At 64.9% G+C, this 22,597-nt stretch carries 18 protein-coding genes and 1 pseudogene; 13 read left to right on the top strand and 6 right to left on the bottom strand.

Features of this window, described 5'->3' with window-relative positions:
* The 4 genes from GV035_RS14290 to GV035_RS14275 all read left to right on the top strand — a co-directional run.
* Positions 1-1,291, top strand: a 1,291-nt coding sequence (locus GV035_RS14290) for an MdtA/MuxA family multidrug efflux RND transporter periplasmic adaptor subunit (RefSeq protein WP_159835716.1), incomplete at its 5' end; no start/stop codon positions are given.
* 25 nt (positions 1,292-1,316) lie between these two features.
* The gene (locus GV035_RS14285; protein WP_159835715.1) at positions 1,317-4,442 is read left to right on the top strand and encodes an MdtB/MuxB family multidrug efflux RND transporter permease subunit; all 3,126 of its coding nucleotides are present in this window, start codon (positions 1,317-1,319) and stop codon (positions 4,440-4,442) included.
* 3 nt (positions 4,443-4,445) lie between these two features.
* Positions 4,446-7,781, top strand: a complete 3,336-nt coding sequence (locus GV035_RS14280; protein WP_159835714.1) for an efflux RND transporter permease subunit — start codon at positions 4,446-4,448, stop codon at positions 7,779-7,781.
* A 68-nt stretch (positions 7,782-7,849) separates the two neighbouring features.
* Positions 7,850-8,509: an SDR family oxidoreductase gene (locus GV035_RS14275; RefSeq protein ID WP_159835713.1), complete on the top strand. Its 660-nt coding sequence runs from the start codon at positions 7,850-7,852 to the stop codon at positions 8,507-8,509.
* Between the two features lie 6 nt (positions 8,510-8,515).
* Here GV035_RS14275 and GV035_RS14270 read toward each other — a convergent pair.
* From GV035_RS14270 to GV035_RS14255, 4 genes and pseudogenes are all read right to left on the bottom strand, one after another.
* Positions 8,516-9,159: pseudogene (locus tag GV035_RS14270) on the bottom strand (winged helix-turn-helix domain-containing protein).
* 50 nt (positions 9,160-9,209) lie between these two features.
* The gene (locus GV035_RS14265) at positions 9,210-10,184 is read right to left on the bottom strand and encodes a quinone oxidoreductase family protein (RefSeq protein ID WP_159835712.1); all 975 of its coding nucleotides are present in this window, start codon (positions 10,182-10,184) and stop codon (positions 9,210-9,212) included.
* 32 nt (positions 10,185-10,216) lie between these two features.
* Complete coding sequence (locus tag GV035_RS14260) at positions 10,217-10,606, bottom strand: methylglyoxal synthase (RefSeq protein ID WP_159835711.1); 390 nt, start codon at positions 10,604-10,606, stop codon at positions 10,217-10,219.
* Between the two features lie 33 nt (positions 10,607-10,639).
* Positions 10,640-11,419 (bottom strand): SDR family oxidoreductase, encoded by a 780-nt coding sequence (locus GV035_RS14255; RefSeq protein WP_159835710.1) that lies wholly within the window; start codon positions 11,417-11,419, stop codon positions 10,640-10,642.
* 288 nt (positions 11,420-11,707) lie between these two features.
* Here GV035_RS14255 and upp point away from each other — a divergent pair, with 288 nt between their 5' ends.
* The 9 genes from upp (at position 11,708) to rng (ending at position 19,812) form a co-directional block, all read left to right on the top strand.
* Positions 11,708-12,361: a uracil phosphoribosyltransferase gene (gene upp, locus GV035_RS14250; protein ID WP_159835709.1), complete on the top strand. Its 654-nt coding sequence runs from the start codon at positions 11,708-11,710 to the stop codon at positions 12,359-12,361.
* Between the two features lie 289 nt (positions 12,362-12,650).
* Entirely contained in the window at positions 12,651-13,379 is a 729-nt protein-coding gene (locus GV035_RS14245) for a YebC/PmpR family DNA-binding transcriptional regulator (protein ID WP_159835708.1), read from the top strand.
* Between the two features lie 247 nt (positions 13,380-13,626).
* Positions 13,627-14,916 (top strand): phosphoribosylamine--glycine ligase, encoded by a 1,290-nt coding sequence (purD, locus tag GV035_RS14240; protein ID WP_159835707.1) that lies wholly within the window; start codon positions 13,627-13,629, stop codon positions 14,914-14,916.
* 107 nt (positions 14,917-15,023) lie between these two features.
* Entirely contained in the window at positions 15,024-15,983 is a 960-nt protein-coding gene (gene hemF, locus GV035_RS14235) for an oxygen-dependent coproporphyrinogen oxidase (protein WP_159835706.1), read from the top strand.
* Complete coding sequence (locus tag GV035_RS14230; protein ID WP_159835705.1) at positions 15,974-16,672, top strand: nicotinate-nucleotide adenylyltransferase; 699 nt, start codon at positions 15,974-15,976, stop codon at positions 16,670-16,672. The genes hemF and GV035_RS14230 overlap by 10 nt, the downstream gene beginning before the upstream one ends.
* A gap of 13 nt (positions 16,673-16,685) precedes the next feature.
* Positions 16,686-17,141, top strand: a complete 456-nt coding sequence (gene rsfS, locus GV035_RS14225; RefSeq protein WP_159835704.1) for a ribosome silencing factor — start codon at positions 16,686-16,688, stop codon at positions 17,139-17,141.
* Between the two features lie 14 nt (positions 17,142-17,155).
* On the top strand, positions 17,156-17,626 hold the full coding sequence (gene rlmH / locus GV035_RS14220; protein WP_159835703.1) for a 23S rRNA (pseudouridine(1915)-N(3))-methyltransferase RlmH: 471 nt from the start codon (positions 17,156-17,158) through the stop codon (positions 17,624-17,626).
* 94 nt (positions 17,627-17,720) lie between these two features.
* Positions 17,721-18,335, top strand: a complete 615-nt coding sequence (locus GV035_RS14215; RefSeq protein WP_159835702.1) for a Maf family protein — start codon at positions 17,721-17,723, stop codon at positions 18,333-18,335.
* Between the two features lie 7 nt (positions 18,336-18,342).
* Complete coding sequence (gene rng, locus GV035_RS14210) at positions 18,343-19,812, top strand: ribonuclease G (protein WP_159835701.1); 1,470 nt, start codon at positions 18,343-18,345, stop codon at positions 19,810-19,812.
* On the opposite strand, the gene waaC is transcribed toward rng, so the two are convergent.
* Positions 19,739-20,800: a lipopolysaccharide heptosyltransferase I gene (gene waaC, locus GV035_RS14205; protein WP_159835700.1), complete on the bottom strand. Its 1,062-nt coding sequence runs from the start codon at positions 20,798-20,800 to the stop codon at positions 19,739-19,741. The two genes, rng and waaC, sit on opposite strands and share 74 nt — an antisense overlap.
* Before the next feature lie 64 nt (positions 20,801-20,864).
* Complete coding sequence (gene msbA, locus GV035_RS14200; RefSeq protein WP_201304037.1) at positions 20,865-22,589, bottom strand: lipid A export permease/ATP-binding protein MsbA; 1,725 nt, start codon at positions 22,587-22,589, stop codon at positions 20,865-20,867.
* Between the last annotated feature and the right edge of the window lie 8 nt (positions 22,590-22,597).

Here is a 22,597-nt window from a genome sequence, read left to right as displayed (position 1 = left end):
ACCCGTCACCACCGCCGCGCCCCGCCGCCGCCGTCTCCTGCCGCTCGTCGTGGCCGTGTTGATTATCGCGGGAGCCGTCGCGTGGTGGCATCCGTGGAATCGCGGCGGCACGGCGGGCTCGCCGCAGCAAGCGCATCAGGGCGGACGGCGCGGCGGCGCGGACGCGATGAACCAGCCGCAGCCGGTCCATGTCGCGACCGTCTCGCAGGGCGAGATGCCGGTGGTCATCAACGCGCTCGGCACGGTCACGCCGCTCGCGAACGTCACAGTGAAGACGCAGCTCAGCGGCACGCTGATGGACGTCGCGTTCCACGAAGGCCAGATGGTCAAGAAGGGCGACGTGCTCGCGCAAATCGACCCGCGTCCTTACGAAATCTCGCTGCGTAACGCGCAAGGCACGCTGGCCCGCGATCAGGCGTTGCTGCAAACCGCGCGGCTCGACTTGCAGCGGTATCAGACGCTGCTCTCGCAGGACTCCATCGCGAAGCAGCAGGTGGACACGCAGGCATCGCTCGTCAAGCAGTACGAAGGCGCGGTGAAGTCCGACCAGGCTAATGTCGATACCTACAAGCTAGACCTCACCTATGCGCGCATCACCGCGCCGGTGTCCGGGCGCGTGGGCTTGCGCCAGGTCGATCCGGGCAACTACGTGACCACGGGCGACACGAACGGCGTCGTCGTCATCACGCAGTTGCAGCCGATCAGCGTGATCTTCACGACCTCCGAAGACAACCTCGCCGCCATCATGAAGCCGCTGCGCGCGGGCGTGAAAATGTCGGCGACGGCCTATGACCGCGCGAACACCACCGCGCTCGAATCCGGCTACCTCGAAACCGTCGACAACCAGATCGACACCGCCACGGGCACGGTCAAGCTGCGCGCCACCTTCGACAACAAGGAGAGCCTGCTCTTCCCGAATCAGTTCGTGAATACGAAGCTGCTCGTCGACGTCATCAAGAACGCGACCATCGTGCCGACCTCGGCGGTGCTCAACGGCTCGTCCGGGTCGTTCGTGTATGTCGTGAAGCCGGACAACACGGTGACGGTGCGCAACGTGAAAACCGGTCCGGTCGATGGCGAGCGCACGAGCATCAAGTCTGGCCTGCAAGTGGGCGAGCGCGTGGTCATCGACGGCTCGGACCGCCTGAAAGAAGGTGCGAAGATCACGATTCCCGCCGAACGCGCGAAGGGCGCGTCGGGCGCGTCGGCGGCGTCGGGCGCTTCCGCTGCGGCCGCGGCTTCGGGAGCATCGGGCGCGCAGCACGGCGGGCATCATCGCCGTCAGCAATAGCCACAGTGATTTCTAAGCCTCTCGCATGAATCCCTCCCGCCTTTTTATTCTGCGTCCGGTCGGCACGGCGCTGCTGATGGCGGCGATCATGCTCGTCGGCCTCGTCGCGCTGCGCTTTCTGCCGCTGTCCGCGCTGCCCGCCGTCGACTATCCGACGATTCAGGTGCAGACCTTCTACCCCGGCGCGTCGCCGGACGTGATGACCTCCAGCGTCACCGCGCCGCTCGAAAAGCAGTTCGGGCAGATGGCAAGCCTCAACCAGATGTCGTCGCAGAGTTCGGCGGGGGCATCGGTGATCACGTTGCAGTTCAGCCTCGACTTGCCGCTCGATATCGCCGAGCAGGAAGTGCAGGCCGCCATCAACGCGGCGGGCAACCTGCTGCCGTCCGACCTGCCCGCCCCGCCGATCTACGCAAAGGTCAACCCTGCCGACGCGCCGATCATGACGCTCGCGGTCAGTTCGAAGACGCTGCCGCTCACGCAGGTGCAGGATCTCGCGGACACGCGGCTCGGGCAGAAGATTTCGCAGGTCGCGGGCGTCGGCCTCGTGTCGGTGAGCGGCGGCAACCGGCCGGCAGTCCGCATTCAGGCCAACACGCGCGCGCTCGCCTCCTACGGGCTCAATATCGACGATCTGCGCACCACGATCTCTAACCTCAACGTCAACACGCCGAAGGGCAATTTTGACGGCCCGACGCGCGCCTACACCATCAACGCGAACGACCAGCTCACCGACGCCAACGCTTACAAGAGCGCGGTCGTCGCGTATCGCAACGGACGGCCAGTAATGCTGACCGACGTCGCGACCATCGTGCAGGGGCCGGAAAACACGAAGCTCGGCGCATGGGTCGATTCGACGCCCGCCATCATCCTGAACGTGCAGCGTCAGCCGGGCGCGAACGTGATTCAGGTGGTGGACGGCATCAAGAAGCTGCTGCCGCAATTGCAGCAATCGCTGCCCGCCGCGCTCGACGTGCGCGTGGTCACGGACCGCACCACGACCATTCGCGCGTCCGTGCGGGACGTGGAGTTCGAACTGGCGCTGTCCGTCGTGCTCGTCGTGCTCGTCATTTATCTGTTCCTCGCGAACGTCTACGCGACCATCATCCCGAGCCTGTCGGTGCCGCTCTCGCTCGTCGGCACGCTCGCGGCCATGTACCTGTGCGGCTTCTCGCTCGACAACCTCTCGCTGATGGCGCTGACCATCGCGACGGGCTTCGTCGTCGATGACGCCATCGTCATGATCGAGAACATCGCGCGCTACGTGGAAGAAGGCGAAGCGCCGCTCGAAGCGGCGCTGAAGGGCTCGCGGCAGATCGGCTTCACGATCATTTCGCTCACGGTATCGCTCATCGCGGTGCTGATTCCGCTGCTCTTCATGGGCGATGTGGTCGGGCGGCTCTTCCACGAGTTCGCCATCACGCTTGCCGTGACCATCGTCATTTCGGCCATCGTGTCGCTCACGCTCGTGCCGATGATGTGCGCGAAACTGCTGCGCCATACGCCGCCGAAGGACAGCCGGCGCTTCGAGGCGCGCGCGCATCGGTTCATCGATTACGTCATCGGCCGTTATGCGGTGGCGCTCGAGTGGGTGCTCGACCGGCAGCGTTCGACGCTCGTGGTCGCGCTGCTCACGCTCGTGCTGACCGGCGTGCTGTACGCGTACATTCCGAAGGGCTTCTTCCCGACCCAGGACACGGGCGTGATCCAGGCGATCACGCAGGCGCCGCAGGCGGCGTCGTATCAGGCGGTTGCGGAACAGCAACAGGCGCTCGCGGCGAAGATTCTTCAGAACCCGGACGTGGAAAGCCTCACCTCGTTCATCGGCGTGGACGGCACGAACATCACGCTCAACAGCGGGCGCATGCTCATCAACCTGAAGCCGCGCGACGACCGCAGCAATACGTCGAGCGAAATCATCCGTTCGATCCAGAACGAAGTGGCGGACATTCCGAGCATCAGGCTCTATATGCAGCCGGTGCAGGATTTGACGATCGACTCCACGGTCAGCCCGACGCAATACCAGTTCATGCTGACCGATCCGAATTCGGCCGAATTCGCGCAATGGGTGCCGAAGCTCGTCGACCGGCTGCAACACAGCTCGATCCTGACCGATGTCGCCACCGACCTTCAGCAGAACGGGCAGTCGGTGTACGTGGAAATCGACCGCGAAACGGCCGCGCGCTTCGGCATCACGCCCGCGACCGTGGACAACGCGCTCTATGACGCGTTCGGGCAACGCATTATCTCGACCATCTTCACGCAGTCGAACCAGTACCGCGTGATTCTGGAGAGCGAGCCGACCGACGCGCATTACAGCGAGACGCTCAACGGCATTTATCTGCCCTCGTCCACCGCGACGAACGGGCAAGTGCCGCTCTCGGCCATCGCCAAGTTCCATGAGCGCGCCGCGCCCTTGCTCGTCACGCACCTCGGGCAGTTTCCCGCGACCACCGTTTCGTTCAATCTGGCGAAGGGCGCGTCGCTCGGCGCGGCTGTAAAGGCGATCGAAGAAGCGAAGAACGAGATCGGCTTGCCCGCCTCGTTCCAGATTCGCTACCAGGGCGCGGCGCTCGCGTTTCAGGCATCGCTCTCGAACGAACTGTTCCTGATTCTCGCGGCGATCATCACGATGTATATCGTGCTCGGCGTGCTGTACGAGAGCTTCATCCATCCGATCACCATTCTCTCGACGCTGCCCTCGGCGGGCGTCGGCGCACTGCTCTCGCTGATGATCACCGGGCACGACCTCGATATCATCGGGATCATCGGCATCGTGCTTTTGATCGGCATCGTGAAGAAGAACGCGATCATGATGATCGACTTCGCGCTCGAAGCCGAACGCGAACAAGGCAAGCCGCCGCGCGAGGCCATTTTCCAGGCGTGTCTGCTGCGCTTTCGCCCGATTCTCATGACGACCATGGCGGCGCTCCTCGGCGCGTTGCCGCTGATGCTCGGCTGGGGCGCGGGTTCGGAGCTGCGCCATCCGCTCGGCATTGCGATCGTGGGCGGGCTGATTGTGTCGCAGTTGCTCACGCTCTTTACGACGCCGGTGATTTACCTCGGCTTCGATTCGCTCGGGCGCAAGCTGCGCTCGCGCTTCGGCGGCGACGGCATGAGCGCGCCGCGTCCGGCGGGCGACGTGGAGTAAGGCATGAACCTGTCGCGTCTTTTCATCGGCCGGCCCGTCGCGACGACGCTGCTCGCCGTCGGCATCGCGCTCGCGGGCATGTTCGCGTTCGTCAAACTGCCCGTCGCGCCGCTGCCGCAGGTCGATTTCCCGACCATCTCCGTGCAGGCGTCGCTGCCGGGCGCGAGCCCGGAAACGGTGGCGACGAGTGTCGCGAGTCCGCTCGAACGCCATCTCGGCAGCATCGCGGACGTGAGCGAAATGACGTCGATGAGCTCCGTCGGCACCACGCGCATCACGCTGCAATTCGGTCTGAACCGCGACATCGACGGTGCCGCGCGCGACGTGCAAGCCGCGATCAACGCCGCCCGCGCCGATTTGCCGACCTCCCTGCGCAGCAATCCGACCTACCACAAGGTCAATCCGGCCGACGCGCCGATTCTCGTGCTCGCGCTCTCTTCGCCGACGCGCACGGCGGGCGCGCTCTACGATTCCGCCGCGACCGTCTTGCAGCAGACGCTTTCGACGGTGCCGGGCGTCGGCGAAGTCGACGTGAGCGGCTCGGCGAATCCGGCTGTGCGCGTGGAACTGGAGCCGGGCGCGCTTTTCCACTACGGCATCGGGCTGGAGGACGTGCGGGCCGCGCTCGCATCGGCCAATGCGAACAGTCCCAAAGGTTCGATCGAGTTCCAGGGCACGCACGTCCAGCTCTACACCAACGATCAGGCGAGCAAGGCCGCGCAGTACAAGGACCTCGTGGTCGCGTACCGCAACGGATCGGCGGTGAAGCTCTCGGACGTCGGCGAAGTGGTCGATTCGGTCGAAGACCTGCGCAATCTCGGCCTTATCAACAACAAGCACGCGGTGCTCGTCATTCTGTACCGGCAGCCGGGCGCGAACATCATCGAGACGATCGACCGCGTGAAGGCGATGGTGCCGCAGTTGCAGGCCGCGCTGCCCGCCGACGTGCAGATTACGCCGACTGCCGACCGCTCGACCACCATCCGCTCGTCGCTGCACGACACCGAACTCACGCTCGTGGTCGCGGTGGCGCTTGTCGTGATGGTCGTGTTCCTGTTCCTGCGCAACTGGCGCGCGACGCTCATTCCGAGCGTCGCCGTCCCGATCTCCATCATCGGCACGTTCGCCGCGATGTACCTGCTCGGCTTCTCGCTCGACAACCTCTCGCTCATGGCGCTGACCATCGCGACCGGCTTCGTGGTCGACGACGCGATCGTCGTGCTGGAAAACATCTCGCGGCATGTCGAGAAAGGCGTGCCGCGCATGCAGGCGGCGATCATCGGCGCGCGCGAAGTCGGCTTCACGGTGCTGTCCATCAGCGTGTCGCTCGTGGCGGTGTTCCTGCCGATCCTGCTCATGGGCGGCATCGTCGGGCGGCTGTTCCGCGAATTCGCGCTGACGCTCTCGCTTGCCATCGCCGTGTCGCTCGTCGTGTCGCTCACCGTCACGCCCATGATGTGCTCGCGCCTGCTCGAAGAGGCGCACGAGAAGCGCGAAGAAGGCCGCGTCGCGCGGTGGCTCGAACGGCAATTCGAGCGCATGCAGCGCGGCTACGCGCGCACGCTCGGCTGGGCGCTCGGGCATCCGCGCACCATCCTGCTGATTCTGCTCGCGACCATCGGCCTCAACTTCTATCTATACGTGATCGTGCCGAAGGGCTTTTTCCCGCAGCAGGACACGGGACGCATCATCGGCGGCATTCAGGCGGACCAGAGCACGTCGTTTCAGGCGATGAAGGTGAAGTTCTCGGAAATGATGCGTATCGTGGAGGCGGATCCTGCCGTCGACAGCGTCGCGGGTTTCACGGGCGGCCGTTCGACCAATTCGGGCTTCATGTTCATCTCGCTCAAGCCGAAGAGCGAACGCAAGATTTCGGCGGATCAGGTCATCAACCGCTTGCGCCGCCCGCTCGCCGACGTCGCCGGCGCGCGCACGTTTCTTCAGGCGGTGCAGGACATTCGCGTGGGCGGGCGGCAGTCGAACGCGCAGTATCAGTTCACGCTGCTCTCGGACACGACTTCCGATCTGTACACCTGGGCGCCGAAGATCACCGAGGCGCTGCAACACCGGCCCGAGCTGACCGACGTGAACTCGGACCAGCAGCAAGGCGGCCTCGAAGCCATGGTCACGTTCGACCGCGCGACCGCCGCGCGCCTGAACATCAAGCCCGCGCAGATCGACAACACGCTCTACGACGCCTTCGGCCAGCGGCAGGTCTCGACCATCTATAACGCGCTGTCCCAATATCACGTGGTGATGGAAGTCGCGCCGAAGTACTGGCAAGACCCGGAAATGCTCAAGCAGATCTACGTCAGCACGTCGGGCGGCACGGCGAGCGGCGCGGCCTCGACCAATTCCACGACGACCTCCAGCGCGACCAGCACGGCATCCACTTCCGCGACCGGTTCGACCGGCGCGGGCGGCTCGTCGACCAGCACGGCCGACACCACCGCCGCGCTCGCGCTCGAATCCGTGCGCAATTCCGCGACCAACGCGATTGCGGCGAGCGGCAAGTCGGGATCGTCGTCGGGCGCGGCGGTGTCCACGTCGAAGGAAACGATGGTGCCGCTCTCGTCCATCGCGAAGTTCGGGCCGGGCAACACGCCGCTCTCCGTGAACCACCAGAGCCAGTTCGTCGCCTCGACCATTTCGTTCAACTTGCCGCCGGGCAAATCGCTGTCAGCCGCGACCGCCGCGATCTACGAAACCATGGCCGAACTGGGCGTGCCGCCGACCATTCACGGCAGCTTCCAGGGCACGGCGCAGGCGTTCCAGCAATCGCTCAACGACCAGCCGCTTCTCATTCTCGCGGCGCTCGCGGCGGTGTACATCGTGCTTGGCATCCTGTACGAGAGTTACATTCACCCGATCACGATTCTGTCGACGCTGCCGTCGGCGGGCATCGGCGCGCTGCTCGCGCTGCTGCTCTTTCATACCGAGTTCAGCATCATCGCGCTGATCGCGGTCATCTTGCTGATCGGCATCGTGAAGAAGAACGCGATCATGATGGTGGACTTCGCGATCGAAGCCACGCGCCACGGCGCAAAAACCTCGCGCGATGCGATCGAGGAAGCGTGCCTGCTGCGCTTTCGCCCGATCATGATGACGACCGCCGCCGCCTTGCTCGGCGCGCTGCCGCTCGCGTTCGGCACCGGCGAAGGCTCGGAGATGCGCGCGCCGCTCGGCATCGCGATCGTCGGCGGGCTGATCGTCAGCCAGATGCTGACGCTTTACACCACGCCTGTCGTCTATCTGTACATGGACCGCATCCGCGTGCGCTCGGAAGCGCGGCGGGCGCGTCGTAAGGGCGGCGCGAGACCGGCGAGCGCGGTGGAATGAACTTCCGCTGGCATGCGCCGCGAAAATCGCCTACGGTGTTCTGACCGTCCACGCAAGGAGCGTCTCGAATGAAGGCGATGAAAGTCCTGCTGATCGGCGCGCACGGCCGCACGGGCCGTCATGTCGCGCGGCGCTTGCATGAAGAAGGCATCCCCTTTCGCGCGCTGTTGCGCAAGTCCGCGCACAAGAGCGAGTTCGCGGCGCTCGGCGCGGAAATCGTGCTCGGCGACCTCACGCACGACTTTTCGCACGCCTTCGACGACATCACGCATGTCGTCTACGCGGCGGGCTCCGCGGAATCGGAAGGCGTGAGCGAGGAGCGCGACATCGACCGCGACGCCGTCATGCGGACCGCCGATTATGCGAAGCGCCGCCGCGTGCGGCAACTGGTCGTGGTGAGCGCGTTGTCCGCGTATCAGCCGCAGCGCAGTCCGCTGGCGCTGCGCCACTACTCACGCATGAAGCGCGAAGCCGACGACTACGTGGCGCGTCGCGGCGTGCCGTACGCGATTCTTCGGCCCGGCCCGCTTTCCGATGCGCCGGGGCGCGGCAGCATTGCGCTTGCCGACGAACGCATCGAGCAGATGCCGGCGGTCTCGCGTGAAGACGTGGCCGAAGTGGCCGTGCGATGCCTGATGCTCGGCGTGATGAACCGCACGATCGGCTTTGTCGGCGGGGAAGAAGCCATCGACGATGCGCTGGATGCGCTCGCGGCCGCCACGGCCTGAACGCATTCAGTTCGCGCCGACCAGCCGATAGCCGACGCCCGTTTCGGTGACGATGTGCTCGGGCTGGGCGGCATCGCGTTCGATGCTTCTTCCGCAAATGCGCCGTGTAGATGCGCAGGTGACGCGGACTCTCGACATGCGACGGCCCGCAAACTTCGCGCAGCAAATGCCGATGCGTCAGCATGCGCCCCGCATCGCGCACGAGCGTCGCGAGGAGGCGGTATTCGATGGGCGTCGGATGCGCGCTCTCGCCGTTCTGGTCACGCGCCGTAGCGCGAGATGGACCGCGACGTCGCCGACGCTGACCACGGGCGTTTTGCTCGCCGCCGTTCGGTTGCGCCGCCGCACATGCGCGCGGATAAGCGCCGTCAGTTCGGACACGCCGAAGTGCTTCGTCAGATAGTCGAGCGCGGCGACTTTCGCTTCTTAGTGCGTGCGCGCCGACAACACGATGACCGGCACTTCGGTCCAGCTTCGCAACTCGCGGATCACGTCGATGCCGTGCGTGTCCGGCAAGCCGAGATCAGCCCTTGCTGGCCGGTCCCGGTTTTGTGCACGGTCATGTCCTGCGCTTCGAGCCACACGCACACGAAGCGCAGCATCTGCTTTTCGTCTTCTACCAGGGCGACGGTGAAGGACGGCTCGCGCATCGCATGTTATGCGATTTTGGATACGAGCCCGCCGCCCAACGTACCCGCGTTCAGGGCAGAAAAATGGTCGAGCCGGTCGTCTTGCGCGCTTCGAGGTCTTCGTGCGCGCGCGCCGCGTCCGCGAGCGAATACCGCTGCCGCACGTTGGTCTTGACCTTGCCCGACGACACGACGTCGAACAACTCGGCGGCCATCGTATTGAGATCGCTGCGCCTGGCGATATAGCTGAAAAGCGTCGGACGCGTGAAGAACAACGAGCCGCGTCCGGCCAGCTCGGAAGAATCGATGGGCGGCAGCGGCCCCGACGAATTGCCGAAGCTCACGAAGAGACCGAGCGGCGCGAGACAATCGAGCGACGCCACGTACGTGTCCTTGCCGATGGAATCGTAGACGACGGGCACGCCCGCGCCGTTCGTGATCTCGCGCACGCGCTGCGTGAAGTTCTCGCGCGTGTAGACGATCGGGTAGTCGCAGCCGTGTTCTTTCGCGAGCGCCGCCTTCTCGTCGGACCCGACCGTGCCGATGACCCTCGCGCCGAGCGCCTTCGCCCACTGGCACGCGAGCATGCCGACGCCGCCCGCCGCCGCGTGGATCAGCACGGTGTCGCCGGCCTTCACGCGGTACGTGCGGCGCAGCAGGTATTGCGCCGTCAGCCCTTGCAGCATGATCGACGCGGCATCCTCGAAGCCGATCGCATCGGGCAGCTTGACGACGTAATCCGCCGCCATCACGCGTTCTTCCGCATACGCGCCCGGCGGACGCGACGCATACGCCACGCGATCACCCGGCTTGAATTGCGTGACGCCCTCGCCCACCGCCGTCACCTCGCCCGCGCCTTCCATGCCGAGACCGCCGGGCAGCGGCATCGGATAGAGGCCGGTGCGGAAATACACGTCGATGAAGTTGAGCCCCACCGCATGATGTTTCACGCGAATTTCGCCCTTGCCCGGCTCGCCCACGTTCACATCGACCCATTTCATCACCTCCGGGCCGCCTGGCTTGTCGAATCGGATTGCCTTGGTCATCGGTCGAACGCCTCCTTCGTTTCGTGGATGCTTCAGCGCGCCCGCACGAGCCGGGCGCGCAATTCGTCGAGAATCATGCGCGCGGTCGACACATTGGTCGCGCACGGCACGTTGTGCACGTCGCAGGCGCGCACCAGCGCGTTGATGTCGGGCTCGTGCGGCTGCGGCGTCATCGGGTCGCGCAGAAAGATCACGACGTCGACGCGCCCTTCCGCGAGCTCCCCGCCGATCTGCAAGTCGCCGCCATGCGGGCCGGACAGCTTGCGCTCGACATCGAGCCCATGCGCCGCGGCGATGCGCGCGCCCGTGGTGCCGGTCGCGACGAGCAGGCATTGCGCCAGTGTTTCGACATACTCGCCCGTGAGTGCGACGATGTCGTCCTTTTTCATATCGTGCGCAATTAGCGCGACGCGTGTGCTCATGGGCTGCTTTCGCTCCTCTTTCAATGCCGCCGGTCAGTAGGTGCCAGGATAAGCGCCGCCATCGATCAGAATGTTCTGCCCGATGATATAGCCGGCATGCACGCTGCACAGGAACGCGCACGTCCTGCCGAATTCGTCCGGATTGCCGAAGCGCCCGGCGGGCAGACTCTGCGCCCGGCGCGCGCGCGCCTCGTCGATCGAAATGTTCTGCGCCTTCGCCTGCGCCTCGAACGTGACGGCCACGCGGTCGGTGTCGAACGTGCCGGGCAGCAGGTTGTTGATCGTGACGCCGGTGGCAGCCACCTTGCGCGCCACGCCCGCGACGAAGCCCGTCAAGCCCGAGCGCGCGCCGTTCGACAGGCCGAGCACGTCGATAGGCGCCTTCACCGACGAACTCGTGATATTCACGATGCGCCCGAAGCCGCGATCGATCATGCCGTCGATGGTCCGCTTGATGAGTTCGATCGGCGTCAGCATGTTCGCTTCGAGCGCCTTGATCCACATGTCATGCGTGAAGTTGCGGAAGTCGCCCGGCGGCGGCCCGCCCGCGTTGTTCACCAGAATGTCCGGCTGCGGGCAGGCGGCGAGCGCGGCCGCGTGGCCTTCGGGCGTCGTGATATCGCACGCGACGGCCTGCACGGTCACGCCGTACTGCGCGCGAATGGTGGCCGCCGTCGCTTCGAGCGTCTCGGCCGTGCGCGCCGTGATGACGAGATTCACGCCCTCGGCGGCGAGCGCCTCCGCACAGCCGCGCCCGAGACCCTTGCTCGCCGCGCACACGAGCGCGGTGCGCCCCGCGATTCCCATATCCATCGTCCGTCCTCCATGATCGTCGTCTAGTGTTCGTATCGGCGGGTCGAAGCGCGGCATCGTTGCACGCGTCGCAACCCTCTCGCGCATTCTAGAAGAATCAGGGCGGCAACGTCGGGGGCGGCAACGTCGGCGGCCTGCATGGCCGCAGCGCGGGCGATTATTCTTAGGCAATGGCGGCCTTTTCGGTAAACTGTCGCCACTGTCGGCCCGGCGCATCAGAAGGCGCACCCCGCGCGGCCGCCCACGGCAGGACCATCACCCGAGCAGGACGCGCACTGCGCGAGACCCATGAAACAAGACAGCCGCTTTCCCAATCTCTTCATCCTCAACCACCCGCTGATCCAGCACAAGCTCACCCACATGCGGGACAAGGACACGTCGACGCGCACGTTCCGCGAGTTGCTGCGGGAAATCACGCTGCTGATGGGCTATGAAATCACGCGCAACCTGCAATTGACGACCAAGCGCGTGGAAACGCCGCTCGTCGAAATTGACGCGCCGGTGATCGCGGGCAAGAAGCTCGCGATTGTCCCGGTGCTGCGCGCGGGCATCGGCATGTCGGACGGCCTGCTCGACCTGGTGCCGTCGGCGCGCGTCGGGCATATCGGCGTGTATCGCGCGGACGACCATCGGCCGGTGGAATATCTCGTGCGCCTGCCGCCCGATCTGGAAGAGCGTGTCTTCATCCTGTGCGATCCGATGGTCGCGACCGGCTATTCGGCCGTTCACGCCGTCGACGTAATGAAGCGGCGCAACGTGCTGGACGAGAACATCATTTTCGTGGCGCTGGTGGCCGCGCCCGAGGGCGTGAAGGTGTTCCAGGACGCGCATCCGAATGTGAAGCTCTACGTCGCGTCGCTGGATTCGCATTTGAACGAGCATGCGTATATCGTCCCCGGTCTGGGCGATGCCGGCGACCGGCTCTTCGGCACGAAGAACTGATCGTTCGGTGTGTTGTGCCGTGTGACCGCCGCGCGCCTGCGCGGCGGTTTCGTTTTGGCGGAAGGCGCGCGAGCCGCCGCTGTCCGGGCGTTGCGCCATGCTAAAATTTTGGTCTGTTTCTGATCGGGTTTCGGCGCGCGTTCCAGCATGGCGCCGCGCCCACCCGGCGCCGACCCGGCAGCCGCTTAAAAGCATCAAGCGAATCGGCAGCGCAGGTCGGACAGCAGGCAATCACGCATCACAGCACACTTGGCGCACGAATTCACGCGCCGCGCGACGGAGAAAGGTAATGGCGGGTCATTCGAAATGGGCCAACATCAAGCATAAGAAAGCAGCGGCCGACGCGAAGAAAGGCAAGATCTGGACGCGCCTCATCAAGGAAATCCAGGTCGCGGCCCGCATGGGCGGCGGCGACATCGACTCGAACCCGCGCCTGCGGCTCGCCGTCGACAAGGCCTACGACGCGAACATGCCGAAGGACAACGTCAACCGCGCGATCCAGCGCGGCGTCGGCGGCGTGGATGGCGCGAACTACGAAGAAATCCGCTACGAAGGCTATGGCATCGGCGGCGCGGCGATCATCGTCGACACCATGACGGACAACCGCACGCGCACGGTCGCGGAAGTGCGCCACGCATTCTCGAAGTTCGGCGGCAACATGGGCACGGACGGCTCGGTGTCGTTCATGTTCGATCACATCGGCCAGTTCCTGTTCGCGCCGGGCACGCCCGAAGACAAGCTGATGGACGCGGCGCTCGAAGCGGGCGCCGACGACGTGGTCACGAACGAAGACGGCAGTATCGAAGTGCTGTGCCCGCCGAACGACTTCCAGAAGGTGAAGGACGCGCTGGAAGCCGCGGGCTTCAAGGCCGAACTCGCCGAAGTGACCATGAAGCCGCAGACGGAAGTCGAGTTCAGCGGCGAGGACGCCGTGAAAATGCAAAAGCTGCTCGACGCGCTCGAAAATCTCGACGACGTGCAGGAAGTCTATACAAACGCCGCAATCAACGACGAGTAGTCGGCCGTCGCGCCCCGCCGCGCTTGACGCGTTCGCCGCGCCGCGACTGGAACGGCTTTCGCTTTGCTTCGACGTTTGGAAGGCGCGTGACGCAGCCGTTGTCCGCGCGAGCCGCCTTTCCACGGTTTCGACCGCTTTCGACCGTTTTAGACCGTTTTAGACCGTGCCGCAACGGAGCGCGAGCGCCGGCCAGCGGTGACGGCGCGTGCGGGGCCACTGTTTCCATTCAAGCTTTTCGGGGATTCAAATGAAGTTACTCGTCGTCGGTTCGGGCGGTCGGGAGCATGCGCTGGCATGGAAGCTCGCGCAGTCGCCGCGCGTGCAGATCGTCTATGTGGCGCCCGGCAACGGCGGCACCGCGCAGGACGAGCGCCTGCGCAACGTCGATATCACGGACCCGGCGGCGCTCGCCGATTTCGTCGAGAAAGAGCACGTCTCGCTGACCGTCGTCGGTCCGGAAACGCCGCTCGCAGCGGGCATCGTGAATCTGTTCCGCTCGCGCGGGCTGAAAATCTTCGGGCCGACCCGGGAAGCTGCGCAGCTCGAAAGCTCGAAGGACTTCGCGAAGGCGTTCATGAAGCGCCACAACATCCCGACCGCCGAGTACGAAACCTTCACGGACGCCGCGGCCGCGCACGCGTACATCGACGCGAAAGGCGCGCCGATCGTCGTGAAAGCGGACGGACTCGCTGCCGGCAAGGGCGTGGTCGTCGCGATGAACGCGCAAGACGCGCACGCCGCCGTCGATTCCATGCTCGCCGACAACCAGTTCGGCGATGCGGGCGCGCGCGTGGTCATCGAAGAATTCCTGAGCGGCGAGGAAGCGAGCTTCATCGTGATGGTGGACGGCAAGCACGTGCTCGCGCTGGCTTCGAGCCAGGACCACAAACGCCTGCTCGACGGCGACAAGGGCCCGAACACGGGCGGCATGGGCGCGTATTCGCCCGCGCCGATCGTCACGCCGCAACTGCACGCCCGCGTGATGCGCGAAATCATCCTGCCGACGGTGCGCGGCATGGAGAACGAAGGCATCCGCTATACCGGCTTTCTCTACGCGGGCCTGATGATCGACGCGAACGGCAATCCGAAAACGCTCGAATTCAACTGCCGAATGGGCGACCCGGAAACGCAGCCGATCATGGCGCGTCTCAAAGGCGATTTCTCGAAGGTCGTGGAAATGGCCATCGACGGCAAGCTCGACGGCGCGGAACTGGAGTGGGATCGGCGCACGGCGCTCGGCGTCGTGCTGGCCGCGCATAACTACCCGGACGCGCCGCGCAAGGGCGACCGCATCAACGGCATTCCGGCCGAAACGGAGAACGCCGTGACGTTCCACGCGGGCACGACGCTGGCTGACGGCAAGCTGACAACCTCGGGTGGACGCGTGCTGTGCGTGGTCGGGCTGGCGGATTCCGTGCGCGGCGCGCAATCCGTGGTCTACGATACAGTCAATCAGATCTCGTTCGACGGCATGCAGTATCGCCGGGACATCGGCTACCGCGCGCTGAACCGCAAGCAGGGCGACCGCCACGGCTGACGCGGAACTTCGCTTCGCGGAACCCGCGCTGCCGGACCTCGTGTCCGGCAGCGCGTTTTGAAGAACCACGACTTACGCGCCAGCCGACTGGCGCAATGCATCCATCGATGAGTGAACCGACACGCAGCGCGGACCGCGAGGCACAACCAGACGCATCGCACGATATCGCGGCGGTGCGCGACTATCTGACGGGCCTGCAAACGCGCATCGCCGATACGCTCGGCGCGTTCGACGGCACCCGTTTCGCCACCGACGCCTGGACTCGCGAGCCGGGCGCGCATCTGCGCGGCGGCGGCGTGACGCGCATTCTCGAAGGCGGCGGATTTTTCGAGCGCGCCGGCATCGGTTTCTCGGACGTGGCGGGCGACGCCCTGCCGCCATCGGCGAGTGCGGCGCGTCCGCAACTCGCGGGGCGCGGCTTCGAAGCGCTCGGCGTCTCGCTCGTCATGCATCCGCGCAATCCGCACTGCCCGACCGTGCACATGAACGTCCGCATGCTGACGGCCGTTGCGCCCGGCGAAGCGCCGATCTTCTGGTTCGGCGGCGGCATGGACCTCACGCCCATCTACGGCTATGAAGAAGACGCGGTGCATTTTCATCGCGTTTGCCGGGAAGCACTGCAACCGTTCGGCGCGGACCTGTACCCGCGTTTCAAAACGTGGTGCGACGAGTACTTCTATCTCAAGCATCGAAACGAGCAGCGCGGCATCGGCGGAATCTTTTTCGATGACTTCGCAGAACCCGGCTCCGAGCGTTCATTCGCGATGATGAGAAGCGTCGGCGATGCGTTCCTGGATGCATACCTGCCGATCATCGAGCGCCGGCGCGACACGCCGTACACCGAACGCGAGCGCGAATTTCAGGCGTACCGGCGCGGGCGCTACGTCGAGTTCAACCTCGTGTTCGATCGCGGCACGCACTTCGGTCTGCAAAGCGGTGGCCGCACGGAGTCCATTCTCATGTCGATGCCGCCCGTCGCGAACTGGCGCTACGACTGGCAACCGGAGCCCGGCACGCCGGAAGCGCGGCTTTACCGGGACTTTCTGGTGCGCCGGGAATGGCTTTGAACCGCGCCGCCGCTCCGAGCGCGCCGTGCGAGAAGCGCGTCGGCCTGCTCGGCGGCACGTTCGATCCGATCCACGACGGCCATCTCGCGCTCGCCCGGCGCTTCGCCGCCCTCCTGCACCTGACCGAACTCGTGCTGCTGCCCGCGGGCCAGCCGTGGCAGAAGGCGGGCGTATCGGCGCCGCATCACCGGCTCGCGATGACACGCGCGGCGGCGCAATCGCTCGATCTCGGCGGCGCGAAGATCACCGTCGCAACCGATGAAATCGAGCGCGACGGCCCCACCTATACCGTCGATACGCTGGCTCACTGGCGCGAGCGCGAAGGCGCGAACGCGTCGCTCGCGCTTTTGATCGGCGCTGACCAGCTCGTGAAGCTCGACTCCTGGCACGACTGGAAGCGGCTCTTCGACTACGCGCACATCTGCGTCGAGACGCGGCCGGGTTTCGATCTGCGCGCGCTGCCCGATGCAGTCGCGCAGGAAGTGGCCGCGCGCAGCGCGTCGGCGGACGTGCTGTGCGCAAGCCCGTGCGGGCACGTGCTGATCGACGAGTCGCTTCTTATCGACGTCTCCGCCACGGCGATCCGCGAGCACGCTCGCGCGCAGGACGGCACGCGCGATCCGCGCGCTCAGGTTCCATCCGCCGTATGGGACTATATTGTTCAACATCACCTGTACCGGACACGGTAAAGACACAGCAACCATGGAACTTCAAAAGCTGCAACGCGCGATCATCGACGGTCTGGAAGACGTCAAGGCGCAAGACATCAAGGTGTTCAACACGAGCCACCTGACGTCGCTGTTCGACCGCGTGGTCGTGGCGAGCGGGACGTCGAACCGGCAGACCAAGGCGCTCGCCAACAGCGTGCGCGAAAAGGTCAAGGAAGCGGGTGGCGACATCATCAGCACGGAAGGCGAAGAGATCGGCGAATGGGTGCTGGTCGACTGCGGCGACGCGGTCGTTCATATCCTGCAACCGGCGCTGCGCCAGTACTACAACCTCGAGGAAGTCTGGGGCGACAAGCCCGTGCGCGTGAAGCTGCAAAAGCCGAACATGTTCGGCGGCGCGAGCGTCACCGACGACGAAGACGAGGACGACGAAGCAGACACGCCGGCCGCGAAACGCCCGGCGCGCAAGACCGCGCGCAAGCAGGCCTGAGGGCTCGCGCCTTCATGAAGCTCTATATCCTGGCCGTCGGACACAAGATGCCCGACTGGATCGGAAACGGCTTCGACGAGTACGCGAAGCGCATGCCGCCTGAGCTGCGTATCGAGCTCAAGGAAATCAAGCCCGAGCAACGCTCGTCCGGACGCAACGCCGAGAGCGTGATGACTGCCGAGCGGCAGCGAATTGAAGCCGCGTTGCCGAAGAACGCCCGCGTCGTCGCACTCGATGAACGCGGCCGCGACTGGACCACCATGCAACTCGCGAACGCCCTGCCCGGCTGGCAACAGGACGGGCGCGACGTCGCATTCGTGATCGGCGGCGCGGACGGCCTCGCGCCCGAAGTGAAGGCGCGCGCCGAACTGATGCTGCGCATCTCCAGCCTCACGCTGCCTCACGGCATGGTTCGCGTGCTGCTTGCCGAACAGCTTTACCGCGCGTGGAGCATCACGCAGAATCATCCCTACCATCGCGCGTGAGTTCGGGCCGCTGAGGTCTTCGTCAGGCTTCCTGTCGTGTCGACGTTTTGTGCCGTCCGACCGCGCGCACACGTCTTCGAGAACCTTTTCGCCGATGCCCGCTCATCCCTTCGTGTATCTCGCTTCGCAAAGCCCGCGCCGCCAGGAGTTGCTGCGGCAACTGGGCGTGCAATACGAACTGCTGCTGCCCCGCCCCGATGAAGACGCCGAAGCCCTCGAAGCCGAGCTTCCCGGTGAAGCCGCCGACGCGTATGTCGTGCGCGTCTGCGCACTGAAGGCGCACGCGGCCCGCGCGCGGCTCATTGCCGGCGGACATTCACCTGCGCCGATTCTCGTCGCCGATACAACGGTCACCATCGACGGCCTGATTCTCGGCAAGCCTTTGCATGAAGCCGATGCCGTCGCGATGCTCGAACGCCTCGCTGGCCGCGAGCATGAAGTGCTGACCGCGCTTGCCGTCGTGGATGCCGAAGGCACGCTGCTCGAAGTCGCGCTGTCGCGCTCAACGGTGCGCTTCGCCGCTGTCGGGCGTGCTGCGCTGCAACGCTATGCCGCGACCGGCGAGCCGCTCGGCAAGGCGGGCGCGTACGGTATTCAAGGCCGCGCGGCGGCGTTCATCGAGCGAATCGAGGGGTCCTATTCGGGTATCATGGGTCTGCCCCTTTTCGAAACCGCAGCACTCTTGCGCGTGGCGCGCGTCGAATTCTAAACAGGCCATGAACGAAGAAATCCTGATCAACGTCACACCGCAAGAAACCCGCGTCGCACTGGTTCAGCAAGGCGCCGTTCAGGAGCTTCACGTCGAGCGCACGCTTTCGCGCGGGCGCGTGGGCAACGTCTATCTCGGCAAGGTCGTGCGCGTGTTGCCGGGCATGCAGTCGGCGTTCATCGACATCGGTCTGGAGCGCGCCGCATTCCTTCATGTGGCCGATATCTGGCATCCGCGCATCGCGGGCGAGGCGCATGGATCGGCCGCGCATGTGCCGATCGAGAAGATCGTGTTCGAAGGTCAGGCGCTGATGGTGCAGGTCGTGAAGGACCCCATCGGCACGAAGGGCGCGCGCCTGTCGACGCAGGTGAGCATCGCGGGACGCACGCTCGTGTATCTGCCGCAGGAGCCGCATATCGGCATCTCGCAGAAGATCGAGAGCGAGGCGGAACGCGAGGCCGTTCGCGCACGTCTCACCGCCGTTTTGCCGGCCGACGAGAAAGGCGGCTATATCGTGCGGACCATCGCGGAAGATTCGTCGAGCGAAGAACTCGGCGCCGATGTCGCCTATCTTCGCAAGACATGGGCGACCATCGTGACGCAGGCGCAGCGCGTGCCGCCGACGACGCTGCTCTATCAGGACCTGAACCTCGCGCAGCGCGTGTTGCGCGACTTCGTGAACGACGAGACCACGCGCATTCAGGTCGATTCGCGTGAGACCTATCAGATGCTCGCGGACTTCGCGGCGGAATTCACGCCCGCGGTTGCGTCGCGTGTGCATCACTACACCGGTGAGCGGCCGCTCTTCGACCTGTACAACATCGAAGCGGAGATTCAGCGGGCGCTGTCGCGGCGCGTCGATCTCAAGTCGGGTGGCTATCTGATGATCGACCAGACCGAGGCGATGACGACCATCGACGTGAACACGGGCGGGTATGTCGGCGCGCGCAATTTCGACGACACCATCTTCAAGACCAATCTCGAAGCGGCGCACACCATCGCGCGGCAATTGCGTTTGAGGAACCTGGGCGGGATCATCATCATCGATTTCATCGACATGGAGAATGTCGAGCATCGCGATCAGGTGCTGGGCGAGCTGAAGAAGGCGCTGTCGCGCGATCGCACGCGCGTGACCGTGAACGGGTTCTCGCAGCTGGGGCTCGTCGAGATGACGCGCAAGCGCACGCGGGAGTCGCTCGCGCATGTGCTGTGCGAGCCATGCCCGACGTGTCAGGGCAAGGGACAGGTGAAGACGCCGCGGACCGTCTGCTACGACGTGCTGCGGGAGATCATGCGCGAATCGCGGCAGTTCAACCCGCGCGAGTTCCGCGTGGTGGCCTCGCAGCAGGTCATCGATCTGTTTCTGGAGGAAGAGTCACAGCATCTGGCGATGCTGATGGACTTCATCGGGAAACCGGTCTCGTTGCAGGTGGAGTCGAATTTGAGTCAAGAGCAGTATGACATTGTGTTGATGTAGTCGCCTGCCTCCCCGCCTCCCGCTTCGCAGGCTCGACCGCTCGAATGGCCGCCAGCACATCCTCGACCGAAGGCGGCCTGCCTTCATCCCCCACCGACAAGCACGCGCCCGGAATGTTCACGCCGAAATGCGGCCGTGACGTCGCGGTGAAAATCATGACGGTAGGCTTGCGCAACGCGGACGCGAGGTGCACAAGGCCGGTATCGGTCCCGACCACGAGTGCTGCGAGGTCTACGTGCTGGGCGATTTCCTCGATCGTGAGCCTTGGCAGGACACGTGCATTCGGCACCTCACGGGCGATCGCCTCACCCTCGGTCCGCTCTCCGTCCGTTCCCCACGGTAACAGCGGAGTCAGGCCACGCTCGACAAGGGCCTTTGCAATAGCGACCCAGTGCGTAGTGGGCCACTTCTTTTCCGCTTTCGATGTCGCGTGAAAGAGCAACGCGAAAGGCATGTCGGACACAGCCTGCGGCGGCGCCTTCGGCTTCGGAATGGCGAAGGCAGTGGGCGGGAACGGGTCGATCGAATATCCGAACGTTTCGGACAGCGTACGACGCATGCCTTCCCATGCGTTGGCGTCATTGCGCGGCGCGAAGCGGTGGGTGTAAGCGAAGGCTGCCCCGGACTCGCCGAGATTTACACGTGAATATCCGAAGCGGCGCTTCGAGCGCGTCAGAAAAGAAATGATCGCGCTCTTGTAGACGCCATGCAGATCCAGCACCAGATCGTATTTCTCGCGTCGAAGGTCGGATACCGAAGACCAGATGGCCGACAGATCGCGAAGGCTTCGCATCTTCTTGAAGCGACGAAGCGGCGCGCACAGCACACGCTCGACTCCCGGATTCCAGCGGGGAATGTCGGCGAACGCCTCGTCGACCGCCCAGTCGATGATGACGCCGGGAAACGCCCGATGCAGATCGCCCACCACTGTCTGAGCCTGAATCACATCGCCCAACGACGTGACTTTCACGACCAGGATTCGCTTCATCGCCCAGGCATCTTTCCGACGGCCAGCGTCGGGATTATGAGGAAATATCTGTTGGACATGGGAGCTAGGCCGCTTCCTGCTGATACTGCATGCGATGCAGACGTGCGTAAAGCCCGTTCTGCCGCAGCAATTCGGCGTGACTGCCCTGCTCCGCGATGCGCCCGGCGTCCATGACCAGAATGCGGTCCGCGCGCTCGATCGTGGAGAGCCGGTGCGCAATCACGAGCGTCGTCCGGCCCTTCATGAGCGTCTCCAGCGCGGACTGCACATGCCGCTCAGACTCGGAATCGAGCGCGGACGTCGCTTCGTCGAGAATCAGGATCGGCGCGTCTTTATAGAGCGCGCGCGCGATGGCGAGCCGTTGCCGCTGGCCACCTGACAGACGCATCCCGTTGCCACCGACGAGCGTATCGATGCCATCAGGCATCGACGCCACCATGTCCGCAAGGTTTGCCGCAGCGAGTGCGCGAAGCACGCGCTCGCGGTCGGGCGTCGTGCCATAGGCGACGTTAGCCGCGATACTGTCGTTGAAAAGCACGACATCCTGACTCACCATCGCCATCTGCGCGCGCAGGTCGGAAAGCGCATAGTCGCGCAGTGGAACGCCGTCCACCAGCACGTCGCCGCTCGCAGGATCGAAGAACCGTGGCAACAGATTCACGAGCGTCGTCTTGCCGCTGCCGGACGGCCCCGCCAGCGCGATCATCTCGCCCGGCGCGATCTTGAAGGACACGTGATCGAGCGTCGACCGGTCGGCGGAATAGGCGAACGAGACGTCGCGGAATTCGACTTCACCGCGCGCGCGTTCCAGGTGACGCCCGCCGCCGGCCGGCTCCGAGGGTTCGTCGATCAGCCCGAAGATCAGTTCGGCGGCGGTCATGCCGCGCTGCATCGGCTGATTGATGTCGATCAAATGCTTCAGCGGCGAAATGACCAGCAGCATCGACGTGACGAACGCCACGAAACCGCCGACCGTGGTCTGATCGTTGGCGGACTGCACCACCGCGATGGTCAGCACGACCGCCAGCGCGATCGACGCCAGGAACTGCGTGAGGGGCTGCGCGAGGCCGCCCGACACCTGCATGCGCATGGAATAACCGCGCAGGCGGTGGCTCATATCCGTGAAGCGGTCAATCTCGTAACGCTCGCCGTTGTGCACCTTGACGACCTTGTAGCCGCCCACGGTTTCCTCGACGACATACGACAGTTCGTTCGTGAGCGCCTGATGCTCGCGGTTCAGCCGCCGCAGGCGGCGATTGATCTTGCTCACGAGCCAGCCGATCAGCGGCAGGATGACCGCGACGATCAACGTGAGCCGCCAGTTGAGAATGAACAGGTAGCCGAGCAGGAAGACGACCGTGAGCGAATCGCGCACGAGCGTGACGACCACGCTCGACAGCACCGAGAGAATCTGATTGACCTCGAAGACGATCGCGTTGATGACCGTGCTCGCCGTCTCACGCTGGAAGAAACCGGCGCTGGTGTGAATCATCCGCTGGAACATTTCGAGCCGCAGTTGCAGCAAGATTTTGTTCGACACGTACGACAGGAAATAGCCCGACGCGTACTGCGCCGCACCGCGCACGAGCGCCAAACCGATGACGGCGGCAGGCACGAGCCACTTCGCATGATCGCTGCCCTTCGTGCCGAAGCCGTGATCGAGCAGCGGCTTGAGCAGCATCGGAATGCCGGCCTCGGTCGCGGCGACGATGCCCATCGTCGAGATCCCGAGAATGACCATGCCCATCAACGGGCGAATGTACGGCCAGAGCCGCTTCATGACGGCCATGGGCGACG

The sequence above is a fragment of the Burkholderia sp. 8Y genome, from assembly GCF_902506145.1.
Lineage (GTDB): Bacteria > Pseudomonadota > Gammaproteobacteria > Burkholderiales > Burkholderiaceae > Caballeronia.
Note: the sequence above shows the minus strand (reverse complement) of the source record. Positions and strands in the feature narration are given on the sequence as shown.